Annotated in this window: 14 protein-coding genes; 8 read left to right on the forward strand and 6 right to left on the reverse strand. The window is 40.8% G+C overall.

The genetic code is table 11. From position 1 onward, the window contains the following. Positions 1-204: 204 nt before the first annotated feature. The 3 genes from BSAG_RS10765 to BSAG_RS10760 all read right to left on the reverse strand — a co-directional run bounded on the left by BSAG_RS10765 (position 205) and on the right by BSAG_RS10760 (position 4,492). A complete protein-coding gene (locus BSAG_RS10765; RefSeq protein ID WP_008771050.1) occupies positions 205-1,965 on the reverse strand; it encodes a DEAD/DEAH box helicase family protein in 1,761 nt (586 codons plus the stop codon). Between the two features lie 321 nt (positions 1,966-2,286). Next, the gene (locus BSAG_RS25295; protein WP_008771051.1) at positions 2,287-2,460 is read right to left on the reverse strand and encodes a hypothetical protein; all 174 of its coding nucleotides are present in this window, start codon (positions 2,458-2,460) and stop codon (positions 2,287-2,289) included. A 238-nt stretch (positions 2,461-2,698) separates the two neighbouring features. Continuing rightward, positions 2,699-4,492: a site-specific integrase gene (locus BSAG_RS10760; protein WP_008771052.1), complete on the reverse strand. Its 1,794-nt coding sequence runs from the start codon at positions 4,490-4,492 to the stop codon at positions 2,699-2,701. A gap of 175 nt (positions 4,493-4,667) precedes the next feature. Between BSAG_RS10760 and guaB the strand changes: the two genes are divergently transcribed. The 8 genes from guaB (at position 4,668) to BSAG_RS10720 (ending at position 15,425) form a co-directional block, all read left to right on the forward strand. Continuing rightward, positions 4,668-6,146, forward strand: a complete 1,479-nt coding sequence (gene guaB, locus BSAG_RS10755) for an IMP dehydrogenase (protein WP_004314391.1) — start codon at positions 4,668-4,670, stop codon at positions 6,144-6,146. 142 nt (positions 6,147-6,288) lie between these two features. Then, the gene (locus tag BSAG_RS10750) at positions 6,289-7,833 is read left to right on the forward strand and encodes a peptidylprolyl isomerase (RefSeq protein WP_008997565.1); all 1,545 of its coding nucleotides are present in this window, start codon (positions 6,289-6,291) and stop codon (positions 7,831-7,833) included. A gap of 54 nt (positions 7,834-7,887) precedes the next feature. Further along, positions 7,888-8,733: a hypothetical protein gene (locus tag BSAG_RS10745; RefSeq protein ID WP_004314389.1), complete on the forward strand. Its 846-nt coding sequence runs from the start codon at positions 7,888-7,890 to the stop codon at positions 8,731-8,733. 9 nt (positions 8,734-8,742) lie between these two features. Further along, positions 8,743-10,125 (forward strand): peptidylprolyl isomerase, encoded by a 1,383-nt coding sequence (locus BSAG_RS10740; protein WP_004314388.1) that lies wholly within the window; start codon positions 8,743-8,745, stop codon positions 10,123-10,125. A 22-nt stretch (positions 10,126-10,147) separates the two neighbouring features. Next, positions 10,148-11,914: an OstA-like protein gene (locus BSAG_RS10735; RefSeq protein ID WP_008020395.1), complete on the forward strand. Its 1,767-nt coding sequence runs from the start codon at positions 10,148-10,150 to the stop codon at positions 11,912-11,914. A 1-nt stretch (position 11,915) separates the two neighbouring features. Further along, a complete protein-coding gene (locus BSAG_RS10730) occupies positions 11,916-12,215 on the forward strand; it encodes a hypothetical protein (RefSeq protein WP_004314386.1) in 300 nt (99 codons plus the stop codon). A 17-nt stretch (positions 12,216-12,232) separates the two neighbouring features. Further along, a complete protein-coding gene (gene mutL, locus BSAG_RS10725; RefSeq protein WP_004314385.1) occupies positions 12,233-14,134 on the forward strand; it encodes a DNA mismatch repair endonuclease MutL in 1,902 nt (633 codons plus the stop codon). 103 nt (positions 14,135-14,237) lie between these two features. Next, positions 14,238-15,425, forward strand: a complete 1,188-nt coding sequence (locus BSAG_RS10720; RefSeq protein WP_004314384.1) for an OmpA family protein — start codon at positions 14,238-14,240, stop codon at positions 15,423-15,425. Positions 15,426-15,593: 168 nt separating this feature from the next. Here the strand turns inward: BSAG_RS10720 and BSAG_RS10715 are convergent, their stop codons facing one another. The 3 genes from BSAG_RS10715 to BSAG_RS10705 all read right to left on the reverse strand — a co-directional run bounded on the left by BSAG_RS10715 (position 15,594) and on the right by BSAG_RS10705 (position 17,368). Further along, positions 15,594-16,007, reverse strand: a complete 414-nt coding sequence (locus tag BSAG_RS10715; protein ID WP_004314383.1) for a hypothetical protein — start codon at positions 16,005-16,007, stop codon at positions 15,594-15,596. 163 nt (positions 16,008-16,170) lie between these two features. Continuing rightward, positions 16,171-16,872, reverse strand: a complete 702-nt coding sequence (locus tag BSAG_RS10710; RefSeq protein WP_004314382.1) for a hypothetical protein — start codon at positions 16,870-16,872, stop codon at positions 16,171-16,173. Between the two features lie 37 nt (positions 16,873-16,909). Further along, entirely contained in the window at positions 16,910-17,368 is a 459-nt protein-coding gene (locus BSAG_RS10705) for a hypothetical protein (RefSeq protein WP_004314381.1), read from the reverse strand. Between the last annotated feature and the right edge of the window lie 15 nt (positions 17,369-17,383).

Genomic DNA, 17,383 nt, shown 5'->3' on the forward strand with positions numbered 1-17,383 from the left:
AAAGGGATGGTAGATTTACTCTTTATCCCACCCAGAATATGTGGACTTTTATTCTACTAGACCAAATTGATGGTAGAATGTGGCAGGTTCAATGGTCAATGAAGGAAGATTCTCGATTTGTCATTCAGATATAAAATAAAAGCTCCAGACCACTAATAAGTTTGGAGCTTTATTCTTGTCCTGTTCTGTCATATTGGTAGATTCTTATTCAAAGGTAAATACCATCTTGCCAAGTTCATACCCACTAACAGTTTTTCCATCTATCTTCCTGCTTGCCTTCTCCACATTGTAAAGAGTACAATTCTCTATCAGAGTAGCTTTGGGGGATAATTTGATTCCCAATCTGCCAAATTCATCCTTCAACTTGCCTTTCAAGTCCTGATTGCTGATAAAGCCAGGCTGATATATAGCCAAGAAAACTTTATCAACTTGTTTCTTGTCCTCTACAGCTTTTAGCATCTTCTCCCTGTTCCATCTAAGAGTATTCATTTCAGATTCCTTCAAATACCTTTTGATTAGTGGAAATTCTGGATATTCCTGTTCATAAGATTCAGAAGGGGAATCCAGATAATCTTTTAGTAATTGCTCATAACTGACAGTCATAGCCTTTGCCAGTTTTATGTTGAAATCCTTCCATTTATTCTGGTTGGTAAGCTCAAATTTTTCTGATTGCATAAAACTGTCCCTGATGCTGATTCCATCCTTGTATGTCTTCCTTAGTGCCTGCTTATAAATGAAGGATTGTTTTTTCAGATTGTTATATACCATCCTGCCATTAATGATGGAGACTAGTTCAGTGTCTAAGTTCATCCTCTTAATATAGGTCTGTCTCTCTTCCTTATCCAACTTGCTCCATCCGCTTAGCAACTTGTCAGCTTCCTTCTCTTTATCCTGCATCACCATTTCAAACTCTTCATCGCTCATAACATTCTTATTGGTGGAGAACAGATGGACTATCACATTCCTAAAGATATTCTGGTATTCGTCATTGATTCTGATTCTGCCTGCTATCTGTTCCATAGTAGTACTTATATCCACCAAAGTCTGTGTTCTGTATGCGTCACTGGCTACTATTATCAGCCCGTTATTGGTGAAAAGGTTGCATCCCTGAAAGCATTTCTTTGTAAAGAAATTAATCTTCTTATTGGGACTACTGACTGATTCAATCTGGTATTCGCCCAACAGTTTGTTATTTCTAATCCTGTCAGCACAGCATATCTTCACATCATCTGGATTCAGCTTCAACGTATCTGCTATCTGCTTGATACTAGTCACAGAATTGATGAAAATATATAGTTCTTCCACTTTGCTGACATTGCCGTTTATGTCTGGGAGTGATATGCCTTCATCCAAAAATATCTGTATGAATCTAGCCAGTCCTTTGGTTAATTGCGTGACCTTATATCTGATAGGGGTTATTTTCGTCACTCCATTCCATTGGACTTTGTAATGTGGAAGCCGTTTCAGGAAATCTATCTCAAAGTCAAGGTCAATTGGAGTGGCAGACAAAAAAGAATAATACTTGAACTTCTGTATTTCTTCCATCAAGCCATTAATTGCATCATATCTGAAATCCATGTCTTCCAAGATTAAATGGTATTCATCTATCAATACCTTCCACCCTTCTGTACCGCTCAACCATCCAATTAATTTGGGCAGACTGTCATAGGTCACGGCTATCTTATATGTGGTATTGTTTTTGATATATTTCCTGAACTGGTATTCTCTTATACCACCATAACATTTGAATACTTCATACCTGTTATTCTTATCTGCTGCTATGCTATCTACCAAGTCTTTGAACGGACATACGATAATATAGTTACTACTGCAATTTGCAGCCACATAAGTACCACCTACATCTGTCTTTGTCTTGTTTACGATTCCAAAAGGAATACCGTCTTTAAATCTTTCTAATTCACCCAAATATCGGGCATTGCCACCATTAATGATTTCTTGTTTCATTGTGTTTAGATTAGCTTTGATTTATAAAATTGCAATCTGTGTATTTAAAATATCTGACTTTAGATTAAGTTTAAGTAGGGTTATTTTTTTCTTCCTATATAGGGACGCTTTGAAGAAAAACTCGTCCATAAGAATAAAATAATAAGCGTATTACTACGCCTATTACTTTACAGTTGACTTAGCATAGTCAAGCAATCTAAATGTTATGTCTTGTATTATATAGTTTATGGCGGAAGCGTCTTTTAAAACTTTAGTTTAAAAGTTTTATGAAGAAAATACCTCTTATTATGTTAGCTTGGCGACAGGTTTGGAACTAAAAAATCATTCCTGTTCTGATTTATGATGCGGCAGGTAGATTGTGTATGTCTTGCCTTGAACCATTTTGCGCTTTTTGATGTATCGGTCAGTAGCCCAAAGCCCGACGTGAAGCCTTGTGTCCTTAATACCGTGCTCCAGTGCTATTTTACGAATGTCTGCGTAGGTCAGTTCTTTCATTTGAAGTAGATTTAGGTTTGTAGTGGTGAATCTGGGGGATGAGAAACTCGGTCATTTCTGACTTTCAATCACGTTGCAAAGGTATAAAGTCCCGACAGCATCACCAAACAACAAGTCGAAATTGTGGAATATTTGAGTTGAGGATGCGATAAAGCAAAAATTCTCCCCTTAACCGTAGCTGTTCGGGGAGAATATGATGTTCAGGCTTACCAGAAGCCTTGATTTCCTAAAAAGCTCGTCAGCCCTGATTCCTTTTATCCAATAAGGCTGTAGTGATTTCTTTTATATTGGTGAATCTTTCCTTATCCAACAAGCCTATTTCCAATGCCTTATTGATAAACTGCATAATTGCATCCTTACTGATACCAATCTTGACACACTTGATAATCATTTCTCTAAAACTGTCATACAAATCAGACTGCTTCCAGACAGATAACTGTTTCACATATTGTTTTGCCACATCTGAATCAGAAGTGGAAGATTGGGAGAATTTTTCTATCTCGCTTATAAGAGACGTGATTTCATTGTCATAACTACACAGTTTCCCATTTTTCAAATGACCTACCTGTGATTGTAGTTCAGCAGCCTTATTGATTTTAGACGCAAAAAATTGAGTGTCCAACAGAGTATCGAAGGTGATATTATTAGTCACATCATTCATAGGCTTCGCTTCATTGAGAGAATATGTTTCCACCTTGCCCATATTGAAAATGCCATTATTTAAACTTTTGAAAGCATTAGAGACTTTCTTTGCTTTATCTTTACTGTTTAAATGAGAATAAACTTTGTCTATCATTTTTGTATCTTCATGTCCTGTCGCTATAATAACAGTTTCCTTGGGGATGCCTTTTCTACACAATATTGTGATAAAAGTATGCCTTGCTGTATGTGTATGCAGTAATTTATAAAGAGGTTGGGTTTGTTTAATCCCGTTTTCTTCATAAGTGATAGGCTCATCTAATCCTGCTTGTTCTGCTACTTCTTTTAAGGCTTCATTGACAATGGACTTTCTTTCTTTATAATATAATAATTCTTTATTCTCATATTTGGATATAATTTCTTTGGCTAATGGCAATAGTGGAATTATAGCTCTGGCTTTTGTCTTTTGTTGTATAATGGAGATGGTTCCTGCTTCTTCGTCCATTTCATTATCTCCATTAAAGAATTTTTGCATATCTCCAATTCGTTGCCCAACTAAACATTGTAGTATGAATAAGTCTCTGATTTCTGTGTATTTCTTTATTTGTCTTTCTGTTCCTGTTATGATATGCTTGTAGAATTTATTCAGTTGCTCTTCTGTTAATGAAACTTTTTTGTTGTCTGCTAATTCTTTGTTGGATTTATCTTTCACGAACTCAAAACTGTTTAAATTGCTGTCAGACCATTTGAAAGGAATATCCAGTCTTTTATCTGCTATTCCTAGTAAATTAAAAATAGTTCCTTTAATTATGTTACGCAAAGTGTTATGAGGATGTAATGGATTTTCTTTTATGATTTGCTTTTGGTAGCGATTAATGGTATCTAAATTCATGCTCTCCCATGTATTGGGGATTTCATTCTCTTTGAGAAAACGCTCGAATTTGTCTATGTTAGAACGATATTGTTTCTTGCTGCTTTCTGCACAAGTCTTTGCTTCTATAATTTGTTTCATTATAAAAGTTGCGGGTTTCTGTAATTCTTTCTTCATCCTATCTTTATATATGTGTTGTTTTAATAGTTTCATACTTTCTCCAATCTCGTCTGGATGCATACAAAGATAATGCTTAAATTCGATGAAATATTCTTTTAGTTTTGTGATTTTCTTGTTCACTATAGTGTTATTTATATTATCTAACTCTGATAGGCGTACGCTGATATATGCTTCTTGTCTTTTTTCATTCCAGTGGTCTGGATATATCTTTACCCCTGTAGATAGTTTAACCTGTTTGTTGTTTATTCTGCATACTAAATAGAGATTGGTTGGCTTCTCGCTACGTGGTTTTCTTAAATTGAAACGAGCTTGCATCTCATTAATAAAAATCTGCCTTTCCATAATCTTGTTCTTTAAAGTTGTTCTTTAATTCGGTTCTTTGAATGTGTTCTTTTAAGGCAATTCTTTCTGATAAGTATTAATTAGTCCCCCTTCATTAAATATTCTGGTACACAGTTTGCGCATTTTGAATAAAAACCGTATATTTGCACGCAATAATTTTTAAACGCATAGCCCTATGTCATTTATTGCTGATAAGATTGTAATGGATGGGTTAACTTACGACGACGTATTGTTGATCCCCGCTTATTCTGAAGTTTTACCGCGCACTGTCGATCTCTCGACTAAGTTTTCAAAAAACATTGAGTTAAAAATTCCTTTTGTGACGGCTGCCATGGATACGGTTACCGAAGCGAAAATGGCTATTGCCATTGCTCGTGAGGGTGGTATCGGCGTGATTCACAAAAATATGTCTATCGAAGAACAGGCAAGACAAGTTGCTATTGTAAAACGTGCCGAAAATGGTATGATTTATGATCCCGTAACTATTAAAAGAGGTTCTACTGTGCAGGATGCACTGGACATCATGGCGGAATACAAAATCGGTGGTATCCCTGTGGTAGATGATGAAGGTTATTTGGTGGGTATTGTTACTAACAGAGATTTGCGTTTCGAAAGAGACATGGCTAAACATATTGATCTTGTCATGACTCCGAAAGAAAGATTGGTAACTACAAACCAGTCTACTGATCTGGAATCTGCTGCACAGATTCTTCAGAAACATAAGATCGAGAAACTTCCGATTGTCGGAATGGACGGAAAGTTGATCGGTCTTGTTACTTATAAAGATATTACAAAAGCAAAAGATAAACCGATGGCTTGTAAAGATGCCAAAGGTCGTTTGCGTGTAGCTGCCGGTGTAGGTGTGACTGCCGATACGCTGGATCGTATGCAGGCATTGGTAGATGCCGGTGCGGATGCAATTGTGATTGATACGGCTCACGGACACTCTATGTTTGTGATTGAAAAACTGAAAGAAGCTAAGCAACGCTTCCCGAACATTGATATCGTAGTGGGTAATATTGCTACCGGAGAAGCTGCAAAAGCGTTGGTAGAAGCAGGAGCGGATGCAGTGAAAGTCGGTATCGGTCCGGGTTCTATCTGTACCACTCGTGTGGTTGCCGGTGTAGGTGTTCCACAGTTGTCTGCTGTCTATGATGTAGCAAAAGCCTTGAAGGGTACAGGTATTCCTTTGATTGCCGATGGTGGTTTGCGCTATTCGGGCGATGTAGTGAAAGCGTTGGCTGCCGGTGGATATTGTGTAATGATCGGATCGTTGGTTGCCGGAACAGAAGAGTCTCCGGGCGACACAATCATTTTCAATGGACGTAAATTTAAATCCTATCGTGGTATGGGATCGTTGGAAGCGATGGAGAACGGTTCGAAAGACCGTTACTTCCAGAGCGGAACTGCTGATGTGAAGAAGCTGGTTCCGGAAGGAATTGCTGCCCGTGTTCCTTATAAAGGTACACTTTTCGAGGTTGTCTATCAGTTGTCAGGTGGTTTGCGTGCAGGTATGGGATACTGCGGTGCTGCCAATATTGATAAACTTCATGATGCTAAGTTTACCCGCATTACCAATGCAGGTGTAATGGAAAGCCATCCGCACGACGTGACGATTACTAGTGAATCGCCTAACTATAGCCGTCCGGAATAATAGATAGATACGGTGAACTATTAACGGTGAACGGTGAACAGGCTGTGTTGTCAGCAAGGTGTTCACTGCTCACCGTTTGTTGTTTATCTGTTATTGCCTCTGTGATGTTTGTTGTTTATTGTTTGGAAAATAAAAAATGATGATGAAAAGAAGCCTGTTGTTGGGATGTATTTCTCTCTTTGTTGTCGCGGTCTTTGCGCAAGAAGATCCGGTATTGATGCGTGTTAACGGAAGAGAGGTACTCCGTTCGGAATTTGAAAATGCATACCGCCGTTATGCAGAACGCTCAAATGCCCGGCTTTCACCAAAAGAGTATGCGGCACTTTTCGCTCAATCAAAGTTGAAGGTGGAAGCAGCCAGGGCTGCCGGGCTTGATACGACTACAGTTTTCCGTAAACAACACGAGAAATGTTGGACAGAATTGGTAGAATCTTATCTGATTGACAAACAAGTGATGGATAGTTGTGCCCGTGTCTTGTATCAGAAGATGGGACTGAAAGCACGTAGCGGCCGGGTGCAAGTCATGCAAATATTTAAACGTTTACCGCAGACGGTGACTTCCCGTCATTTGGAAGAAGAAAAAGCCCGGATGGATTCTATATACCGGGTGATACAGAATCAGCCGGATTTGAATTTTAACCGTTTGGTGGAAATCTATTCGGATGATAAGCAGAGTAGATGGATAGAAGGTCTGGAGACAACGAGTGAATTTGAGGATGTCGCTTTCTCTTTGGCGAAAGGTACGGTATCACAGCCATTCTTCACTCCTGAAGGGATTCATATCTTGAAAGTGATTGACCGGGAGGAAGCATTTGCTTATGAAGATGTCAGTGGTAGGTTGATAGAGCGGTTACGGCGTAAGGAAATTTTAGACAAAGGCACGGCAGCGATGCTCGACCGATTAAAAAGGTCATGGCAGTATACCCCGAATCAGGCAGCAATGGAAGAACTGTTAACGAAAGGCCGGACAGAACAAAATCTCTTTACGATTGATGGACAGGCATATACCGGAGCTATGTTCACGCAGTTTGCCTCTTCTCATCCTCAAGCTGCCAAACGCCAGTTGGAAGGGTTTATAGCTAAATCATTATTGGATTATGAAAGTCGGAATATAGATAAAAAGCATCCGGAAATTCGTATTGCCTTGCGGGAATCTGACGAAAACTATTTGGTAAAAGAGATCACACGGCAGAAAATAGAGTTGCCTGCCATTAATGACCGGGCCGGATTGGCTACCTATTTTAAATTTCATTCGTCGGATTATCGGTGGGAGAGTCCCCGGTATAGAGGAGTCGTGCTTCATTGCGTTGATAAAAAGACGGCAAAGCAAGCTAAAAAAATGCTGAAGAAAGTGCCGGAAAAAGAGTGGGTGGACCAGCTTCGGCAAACTTTTAATACATCCGGGACGGAAAAGATACAGGTTGAACAAGGTATTTTTGCCGACGGAGACAATAAATATATAGATAAACTGGTCTTTAAGAAGGGTGGTTTCGAACCCGTGATGTCTTATCCTTTTACCATTGTGGTAGGCGAAAAAATGAAAGGACCGGATGATTATCGGGAAGTAATTGAACAGGTGCGAAAGGATTATCGAAGCTATCTTGACACGTGCTGGGCGCGGGAATTGAGGGAGTTTGGTAAGGTTGAAATAAACCAAGAGGTTTTAAAAACAGTTAATAATAACTGATGTAACCGATTATTCACTATCTTCGTACCTTAAATAAGTAGATTTTAGTTGCCAATGCGAATATTAGTCCTCTTACTGATTACCCTTCTTGGTTGTGGAGCGTGCAAGGAACAGCGCGACCACAAAGGAAAGACTCCTTTGGTAGAGGTGGACGGTAACTTTTTATATAAAGAAGATTTGATGTCCGTGCTTCCGGTCGGATTGTCAGAAGATGATAGTATTCTCTTCACCGAACATTATATTCGTAGTTGGGCGGAAGAGATTTTATTATATGAGAAAGCTGCGAACAATATTCCCGATAATGTGGATGTAGACAAACTAGTGGAGAATTATCGGAAAGCGTTGATTATGCATACTTATCAGCAGGAGTTGATAAACCAGAAGCTGTCGAATGATATTTCCGAACAAGAGATCGCAGAATATTACGGAAAAAACAAAGAACTGTTTAAGCTGGAAACCCCGTTGATTAAGGGATTGTTTATCAAAGTGCCGTTGACGGCTCCCCAGCTGAACAATGTGCGCAGGTGGTATAAGTCGGAAAAACAGGATGCTGTCGAGAGCCTGGAAAAATATAGCTTGCAGAATGCAGTGAAATACGAATACTTCTATGACAAATGGGTGTCCGTGACTGATGTACTGGATATGATTCCATTAAAAGTAGAGGCACCGGAAGAGTACGTAGACAAACACCGTCAGGTAGAATTGAAAGATACGGCCTATTATTATTTCCTGAATGTGAGCGATTATCGCGGAATTGGTGAAGAGAAACCGTATGAGTTTGCCCGTTCGGAAGTGAAAGACTTACTGGTTAATCAGAAACGGGTGAGCTTTATGGAACAGGTAAAGAACGACTTGTATCAGCAGGCAGTAAGTAAGAAGAAGATTATATATAATTATTAAATACAAAGAATGAAGAAGTTTGTGAACTTTAGATTTGTTGTTACCCTTGTCCTGGCAATATTTGCTAATGTGGCAACCTATGCACAAGATAATGTGGTTGATGAAGTAGTTTGGGTAGTAGGTGACGAAGCTATTTTGAAATCAGATGTAGAAGAGGCCCGTATGGATGCCTTGTATAATGGACGCAGATTTGACGGCGATCCTTATTGTGTAATTCCTGAAGAGATTGCTGTGCAGAAGTTGTTCCTGCATCAGGCAAAGTTGGACAGTATCGAGGTTTCCGAAGCGGAAATCATCCAGCGTGTGGATATGATGACCAACATGTACATCCAGCAGATCGGTTCCAGAGAGAAGATGGAGGAGTATTTCAATAAAACTTCCACCCAGATTCGTGAGACGCTGCGTGATAATGCACGTGACGGATTGACCGTTCAGAAGATGCAGCAGAAACTGGTAGGAGAAATCAAAGTGACTCCGGCAGAAGTACGCCGTTACTTCAAAGACCTTCCACAAGATAGTATTCCTTACATTCCGACACAGGTAGAAGTGCAGATCATTACTTTACAACCGAAAATTCCTATCTCGGAGATTGAGGATGTAAAAAAGACGTTGCGTGATTATACGGATCGTGTGACAAAAGGAGAAATTGACTTCTCTACATTGGCGCGTTTGTATTCGGAAGACAAGGCATCTGCTATTAAAGGTGGTGAATGTGGATTCATGGGACGTGGTATGATGGACCCTGCTTATGCGAATGTAGCGTTCAGTTTGCAAGATCCGAAGAAAGTTTCTAAGATTGTGGAGTCGGAATTTGGTTTCCACATTATCCAGTTGATTGAAAAACGTGGTGACCGTGTCAACACTCGCCATATTTTGTTACGTCCGAAAGTATCGGAAAAAGAACTGACCGAGGCTTGTGCCCGTCTGGATTCTATTGCCGATGATATTCGTGCCAACAAATTTACATTTGATGATGCGGCTGCCGTTATCTCACAGGATAAAGATACTCGTAACAACCATGGTATTATGGTGAACATCAATGAAAATTCAGGTGTGACTACTTCTAAGTTCCAGATGCAGGATCTTCCTCAAGACGTTGCTAAGGTAGTGGATAAGATGAATGTAGGCGAAATTTCCAAAGCCTTTACAATGATTAATGAGAAGGATGGAAAAGAAGTATGTGCTATCGTGAAGTTGAAAGCAAAAATCAACGGTCATAAAGCAACCATTGCAGAAGACTATCAGGACTTGAAAGAAATTGTGATGGACAAACGCCGTGAAGAGATGTTGCAGAAATGGATTCTGGACAAACAGAAACATACTTATGTACGCATCAACGAAAACTGGCAGAAGTGTGACTTCAAGTATCCGGGTTGGGTCAAGAAGGACTGATGTAACCTTGCTTTGATTTTATATGCTGAAAACAAATAAGAAAAATAAACAACAAGACAGGCATAGATGGCTCCTTATAGGCTTTCTATGCCTGTTTGGTGTATGTCTTGTAGCACAAGTGAGGCCAACGGGACAGAAACCTGTGACAGGGGATTCAATTAAATCGGCTGCGGATACGTCTAAGTCGGCTTCAAAAGCCAAAACACCGGCAGGCAATAAGAAACAATCGGACAATAAGAAACAACCGGAGAATAAAAAGACCAAAGTTTATCTGCTTCATGCTGATGAAGGTCAGGCGGATAAGTTGGCGCGTCCGGATGTGCAGGTGTTGATTGGTAACGTGAAATTGCGGCATGACAGTATGTATATGTACTGTGACAGTGCACTGATTTTTGAGAAAACCAACTCTGTGGAGGCCTTCAGTAATGTGCGTATGGAACAGGGAGACACTTTGTTCATTTACGGTGATTATCTTTATTATGACGGAATGACGCAAATAGCGCAGCTTCGTGAAAATGTGAAGATGATTAATCGGAACACCACCCTGTTGACAGATAGCTTGAACTACGACCGTCTCTACGACCTCGGATATTATTTCGAGGGAGGAACCTTGATGGATGAAGAGAATGTATTGACTTCCGATTGGGGAGAATACAGTCCTGCAACAAAACAGTCGGTATTCAACCATGATGTGAAGTTGGTAAACCCTAAGTTTGTGTTGACTTCCGATACATTAAGGTATAATACGGAAAGCAAAATCGCAGTTATTCTCGGACCTTCCAATATCGTCAGTGATAATAATCATATCTATTCGGAACGGGGATTTTATAACACAATGACCGAACAAGCCGAACTGTTGGACCGTTCGGTACTGACCAATCAGGGAAAGAAACTGGTAGGCGACAGTCTGTTCTATGACCGTATCATCGGTTATGGCGAGGCGTTCGATAATGTGAAGATGACAGATTCCATTAATAAGAATATGCTGACGGGTGATTATTGTTTCTATAATGAATTGACAGACTCCGCGTTTGCGACGAAACGTGCGGTGGCAATCGACTACTCGCAAGGGCCTGACAGTCTTTTTATGCATGGCGATACATTGCAGTTGGTGTCTTACAACCTGAATACCGATTCCGTTTTCCGGTTGATGAAAGCTTATCACAAGGTACGTATGTATCGTACGGATGTTCAGGGAGTATGTGACTCACTGGTCTATAATTCGAAGGATTCCTGTATGACCATGTATACCGACCCTATTCTTTGGAATGAAGGGCAGCAACTACTTGGCGAGCAGATCAAGATTTATATGAATGACAGCACGATTGATTGGGCGCACATCATCAACCAGGCGTTGACGGTGGAAATGAAAGATTCTATTCATTATAACCAAGTGTCCGGCAAAGAGATGAAAGCCTATTTCATTAATGGAGATATGCGTCATATTGAAGTGATTGGTAATGTGTTGACCGCTTTCTATCCGGAAGAAAAAGACAGTACGATGACCGGATTTAATTGTCTGGAAGGTAGTGTGCTTCATCTTTATATGAAGGATAAGAAGATGGAAAAAGGACTGTTTATCGGTAAATCCAACGGAACGATGTATCCGATGGACCAGATACCGCCTGATAAATTACGTCTTCCCACTTTTGCCTGGTTCGACTATGTCCGTCCGCTGAATAAGGATGATATCTTTAACTGGCGTGGTAAGCGTGCGGGTGATACACTGAAACCGACCACCGACCGGCGACCCAAAACAGAAAAGCGAAACTTAATAAATATGAAGTAGTATGGGAATGTTTAACTCAATGAGAAAGCCCCGTGGCTTTAATCATCAATACATTTATGTAGACGAGCGGAAAGAAAAGCTCGCAAAGATGGAGGAGAACGCCAAACGTGACTTGGGGATGCTTCCGGAAAAGGAATTTAATCCGGAGGATATTCGCGGTAAGTTCATCGAAGGTACTACGCATTTGAAAAGAAGAAAAGCGAGTGGCCGCAAACCGGTCTCTTTCGGAATCATACTGATAATCATTGCTTTCCTTCTTTATCTGTGGCATTATTTGGCGACAGGAAGCTGGAACTTTTAATTATTAATTTACGAAGAATGAGCGATATAATTCATTTGTTACCTGATTCGGTAGCTAACCAGATTGCTGCCGGTGAAGTGATACAACGTCCCGCGTCTGTCATCAAGGAGCTAGTGGAGAATGCGATTGATGCAGATGCACAAAATATACATGTATTGGTGACTGATGCAGGTAAAACCAGCATTCAGGTGATTGATGATGGAAAAGGAATGTCCGAAACGGATGCCCGTCTTTCTTTTGAGCGACATGCCACTTCCAAGATACGTCAAGCGGCGGATCTGTTTGCTTTGCGTACAATGGGATTTCGCGGAGAGGCATTGGCTTCCATCGCTGCTGTGGCACAGGTAGAGTTAAAGACACGTCCGGAATCGGAAGAGTTGGGCACGAGGCTGGTGATTGCAGGTTCTCAAGTGGAAAGTCAGGAAGCTGTGTCCTGTTCTAAAGGAAGTAACTTCTCTGTAAAGAACCTATTCTTTAATGTACCTGCCCGTCGTAAATTTCTAAAGGCTAATTCAACGGAATTGAGTAACATCCTTGCCGAATTTGAACGGATCGCTTTGGTGCATCCGGAGGTTGCCTTTTCGCTTTATAGTAATGATTCGGAGTTATTTAATCTTCCGGTATCACAATTACGTCAACGTATCCTTGCTATTTTCGGTAAGAAGCTCAATCAGCAGTTACTGAATATAGAGGTCAATACTACCATGGTGAAAATCTCCGGATACGTAGCCAAGCCGGAGACTGCCCGTAAGAAAGGGGCACATCAGTATTTCTTTGTCAACGGGCGTTATATGCGTCATCCTTATTTTCATAAGGCAGTCATGGAGGCTTATGAACAGTTGATTCCCACTGGTGAACAGATTTCCTACTTTATCTATTTTGATGTAGATCCGGCTAATATTGACGTGAATATCCATCCGACAAAGACTGAAATCAAGTTTGAAAATGAACAGGCCATCTGGCAGATACTTTCAGCATCCGTGAAGGAGTCGTTGGGTAAATTCAGTGCGATCCCTTCTATTGATTTTGATACGGAAGACATGCCTGACATTCCGGCATTTGAGGAGAAAATGTCTTCCGAGCCTCCGAAGATACATTATAATACAGATTATAATCCGTTTAAAGTTTCTGCCGGTGGCGGTGGTGGCGGATCGTACAGCCGTTCGAAAGTGGAATGGGAAGATTTGTACGGAGGGCTGACGAAAGCCAGTAAGATGAATAACCCGCAACCGGAACCAGAAATGGATTGGGAAGACTCTTCTATTGGCGGCCAACCCACTTTCGTTGAAGAAAAGATGGAGACGGTCACCTCTGCCGCTTCTTCTACTTTGTATGCCAGTGAACCGGTGATAGAGAAAGGAAATCAGCATTTGCAGTTTAAAGGGCGGTTTATCCTGACTTCAGTTAAATCCGGTTTGATGCTAATCGATCAGCACCGGGCACACATACGGGTGCTTTTTGATCGTTATATGGTACAGATCCAACAGAAACAGGGGGTATCACAAGGCGTCCTGTTCCCGGAAATCTTACAGTTGCCGGCTTCGGAAGCTGCTGTACTGCAAAGTATTATGGATGATTTGTCTGCAGTCGGTTTCGATTTGAGTAATCTGGGAGGCGGTAGCTATGCCATTAATGGTATTCCTTCGGGGATTGAAGGTCTGAATCCGGTGGAACTGGTGCGTAATATGCTGCATACGGCGATGGAAAAAGGAAGTGACGTCAAGGAAGAAATCCAAAGTATTCTGGCATTAACATTGGCTCGCGCGGCGGCTATTGTTTACGGACAGGTGTTGAGTAATGAAGAAATGGTAAGCCTTGTAGACAACCTTTTTGCCTGTCCCTCACCGAATTACACCCCTGATGGGAAAACTGTTTTGACAACAATCAAGGAGGAAGACATCGAAAGATTATTCAAATAAAACAAATAATTTCATCTTTTTCTAAAACCTTTTAGTTCGGTTCGTGTTATTTAAATAGTTCAACAAAGAAAAAGATTTAAATAACCACTTAACTATTAGGTATATGAAAAAGATTCTGATGTTGCTGGCATTTGCCGGCGTTGCGTCTGTCGCTTCTGCGCAGCAGACAATGACTGTAACTGAATACGAAGTGATTCAGGTACAAGATAAATATCAAGTAATAACTAATCCTTTCTGGAGTAACTGGTTCTTCTCTGTAGGAGGCGGCGCCCAGGTGCTATATGGAAACAATGACCATATCGGCAAATTCAGAGACCGTGTTGCTCCTACATTTAACGTGTCTGTCGGCAAATGGGTAACTCCTGGATTCGGACTGCGTTTGCAATACAGCGGATTGCAGGCAAAAGGATTCACTACCAGCGAAACTGCTAATTATGTAGTGGGTGGTCCGAGAGAAGACGGTTCTTACAAACAAAGATGGGACTACATGAACTTGCATGGTGATTTGATGATTAACCTGAACGCACTTTTCGGTGGATATAATCCGAACCGCGTATATGAAATTATCCCTTATATAGGTGCCGGTTGGGCTCATGCTTATTCTCGTCCTCACACTAACTCCGCTACTTTCAATGCAGGTATTATCAACCGCTTCCGTTTGTCGAATGCTGTTGACTTGAATCTGGAGTTGAGTGCAACAGGTCTGGAAGGCAAGTTTGACGGAGAACATGGAGGTAGACCCGATTATGATGGTATCTTAGGTGCTACCCTCGGTGTGACTTATTACTTCCCTACCCGCGGATTCCAACGTCCTACTCCACAGATTATCTCTGAACTCGAATTGAACCAGATGCGTAATCAGATGAATGCAATGGCAGCAGCTAATATGCAATTGCAACAACAGTTGGCAAATGCACAACAACCGGTAGAAGTAGAAGATACTGAAGAAGTTGTTATCACAGATACTAACATTGCTCCGCGTACCGTATTCTTCAAGATCGGTTCTGATAAATTATCTCCGCAAGAAGAAATGAACTTGTCATATCTTGCCAGCAAGATAAAAGAATCTCCGAATGCTACATACACAATCAACGGATATGCTGACTCTGCAACCGGTACTCCTGCTTTCAATCAGAAGTTAAGTTTGGAACGTGCACAGGTTGTTAAAGACTTGTTGGTTAAGAAGTATGGCATCTCTGCCGATAGACTGAAAGTTGCAGCCGGTGGTGGCGTTGACAAATTCGGTCAACCGATTCTGAACCGTGTAGTATTGGTAGAATCTGCACAGTAATAAAAAGTAAAAAAAGCGATTTCAGCATTCAGCGATTCTCTGTAATCGCTTGCTGGAAAGAGATAGCGGCTGAAAGCGAACCTTGAAAAGAGAGGTTCATGCTTTCAGCCGCCTTTTTTATATCTGTTATTTGGGGGTATCTCCTCTGGTATTTTATTTTGTTTTAGTTTATTTGACAGGCTGATAATCTCTGGACTTTCCATAAAATCCTGGGGCCGGCACATAAATAGGTTGACTGGGAATGCCGATATTCTGCGGCTTGCCTTCCTGACGGAGTCGGCGAATATGAATCATGGCTGTGGAACGTACCATCCCCGTGATGCCTTGAAAGTCGGAACGTTGCATAATCTGATGATCGCTGAAATACTCTTTTAGCCGCATGTCTATCTCTATTTCCGATAATTTGGCAGAGTGCTTGACCCGCTTCATTTGCTTTATTTTTATATATCCGACAGATTGTTTCAACTTCTTGTCCGAACGAAACTGTATCGCTTTTAATTTTACTTTTGAATTTCTGCGGGGAGTATCTGCAGAGATCTGTTCTCTGTTCAATCGGATTTGTAATCCGATTGCTTTGAGCATCAGGATTTTCAATCCGAACTATATAAAGTATAGGTGTATTGCGGATTATAAATCCTGATACTCGGAGAACGGCGGATTGCAAATCCGCCGGGACGCCGGGACGCATAATGTTTGGTAACTAGCTAACCTTCCGCTGTTATTTTTTCTAAGTATATGTCCTTCTTTAGCTAAATATCGGCAATGAGACTTTCAAATTAGGATATTTGTCACCCAATTGTTTCAAGAAGTCATTGCCAATGATAATATCCTGTATTGTTTCTTGTGGATCTGTCGGAATCTCCGGGATATTTGTAAATATCAGACAGGAGTAGATAATGAGTTCAACAGGTTTCTCGTCGGTTTGCAATGAAAGTTTGTATGCTTTCACGTTGTTTCCTCTGGCTTGTGCCTGTGCTTGTACTTGTCCCTCCATAGGAATTGCGATGAGACGGGAATTTTCAAGACGCGCCTGATTGAATACAAAATGATTGTCGATTTCTCCATCTGTGTCTGTATCGAATAGGTGCAGATTGTCTCCGCTCAATACCAGATATTTGGGAGTTTGTACGGTATTGAAACGTACAGTTCCTAAAGTGGCCATTCCTTTCAGCTTATCTTTCATCCCGTCTTTGAGTGCGGATGCTACACCATACTCATTGCTGGCATAATTGAAAGCGTCAATTTTTTCTTCTCCCATAGCTTCTTTCAGGAAAGATAAATCAGAGTTTAAGCAGAGTTTTTTATACTGTTCTGCATTTGCAAATTCAGCTTTGAAATCGGTGTTGTTCACTACTTGTGCCTGTTGCGAGTTTTTGTTTTTCATGTAAAACCAGTATCCTAGATATAGAACAATGAAAATGACCGGAATAAAGGTGTAAATAGACATAGTTTGTACTTTTTAATGTTATTAATAATGGTTTGTTTTATACTTCCACGGGTTTCACTTCTTTCTTTTTTCCAGGAATACATCCCCAAATGATAAGGGCAATTATAAGAAGTCCGACAGCTTTACCGCCATAACGGGAATAGAAGCTGACCTTGTTCAACTTCTCTCCATCCAAATTATTTTCTTTTAGGATGGTAGCCAGTTGTTCTTCCGTCAGTTCATAGTAAGTGTCTTCCTTTTCGCAATAGCCGACCAGGCGAGGCTCTTTCTCTATGTATAGAGGGAGAAGGTAAGCGATGTTGAACTCCTGATGGAAAGTTGCCAGATCAATGTAGTTTCCATCGTCTGTTTGGTACTCTTCGGTATCAGGCAAATCTGCTACTTTGGTTAATACTTCGCGGTCGCCGAAAGGGATTTTTAAACCACGTGCGGATACTGTTTGGCAAGATAAGAAAAGAATGCCGCCAAGTGCAAATAGAAATTTAAGGTGCTTCATGCTTCTTGTGTTTAA

Origin of the sequence: Bacteroides sp. D1 (genome assembly GCF_000157095.2) — a bacterium.
In the GTDB taxonomy this organism is placed as follows: Bacteria; Bacteroidota; Bacteroidia; order Bacteroidales; family Bacteroidaceae; genus Bacteroides; species Bacteroides xylanisolvens.

Coding starts and splice junctions, on each gene's coding strand:
- BSAG_RS10765 (WP_008771050.1), bottom strand. CDS start 1,965: ATGAAACAAGAAATCATTAATGGTGGCAATGCCCGATATTTGGGTGAA.
- BSAG_RS25295 (WP_008771051.1), bottom strand. CDS start 2,460: ATGAAAGAACTGACCTACGCAGACATTCGTAAAATAGCACTGGAGCAC.
- BSAG_RS10760 (WP_008771052.1), bottom strand. CDS start 4,492: ATGGAAAGGCAGATTTTTATTAATGAGATGCAAGCTCGTTTCAATTTA.
- guaB (WP_004314391.1), top strand. CDS start 4,668: ATGTCATTTATTGCTGATAAGATTGTAATGGATGGGTTAACTTACGAC.
- BSAG_RS10750 (WP_008997565.1), top strand. CDS start 6,289: ATGAAAAGAAGCCTGTTGTTGGGATGTATTTCTCTCTTTGTTGTCGCG.
- BSAG_RS10745 (WP_004314389.1), top strand. CDS start 7,888: ATGCGAATATTAGTCCTCTTACTGATTACCCTTCTTGGTTGTGGAGCG.
- BSAG_RS10740 (WP_004314388.1), top strand. CDS start 8,743: ATGAAGAAGTTTGTGAACTTTAGATTTGTTGTTACCCTTGTCCTGGCA.
- BSAG_RS10735 (WP_008020395.1), top strand. CDS start 10,148: ATGCTGAAAACAAATAAGAAAAATAAACAACAAGACAGGCATAGATGG.
- BSAG_RS10730 (WP_004314386.1), top strand. CDS start 11,916: ATGGGAATGTTTAACTCAATGAGAAAGCCCCGTGGCTTTAATCATCAA.
- mutL (WP_004314385.1), top strand. CDS start 12,233: ATGAGCGATATAATTCATTTGTTACCTGATTCGGTAGCTAACCAGATT.
- BSAG_RS10720 (WP_004314384.1), top strand. CDS start 14,238: ATGAAAAAGATTCTGATGTTGCTGGCATTTGCCGGCGTTGCGTCTGTC.
- BSAG_RS10715 (WP_004314383.1), bottom strand. CDS start 16,007: ATGCTCAAAGCAATCGGATTACAAATCCGATTGAACAGAGAACAGATC.
- BSAG_RS10710 (WP_004314382.1), bottom strand. CDS start 16,872: ATGTCTATTTACACCTTTATTCCGGTCATTTTCATTGTTCTATATCTA.
- BSAG_RS10705 (WP_004314381.1), bottom strand. CDS start 17,368: ATGAAGCACCTTAAATTTCTATTTGCACTTGGCGGCATTCTTTTCTTA.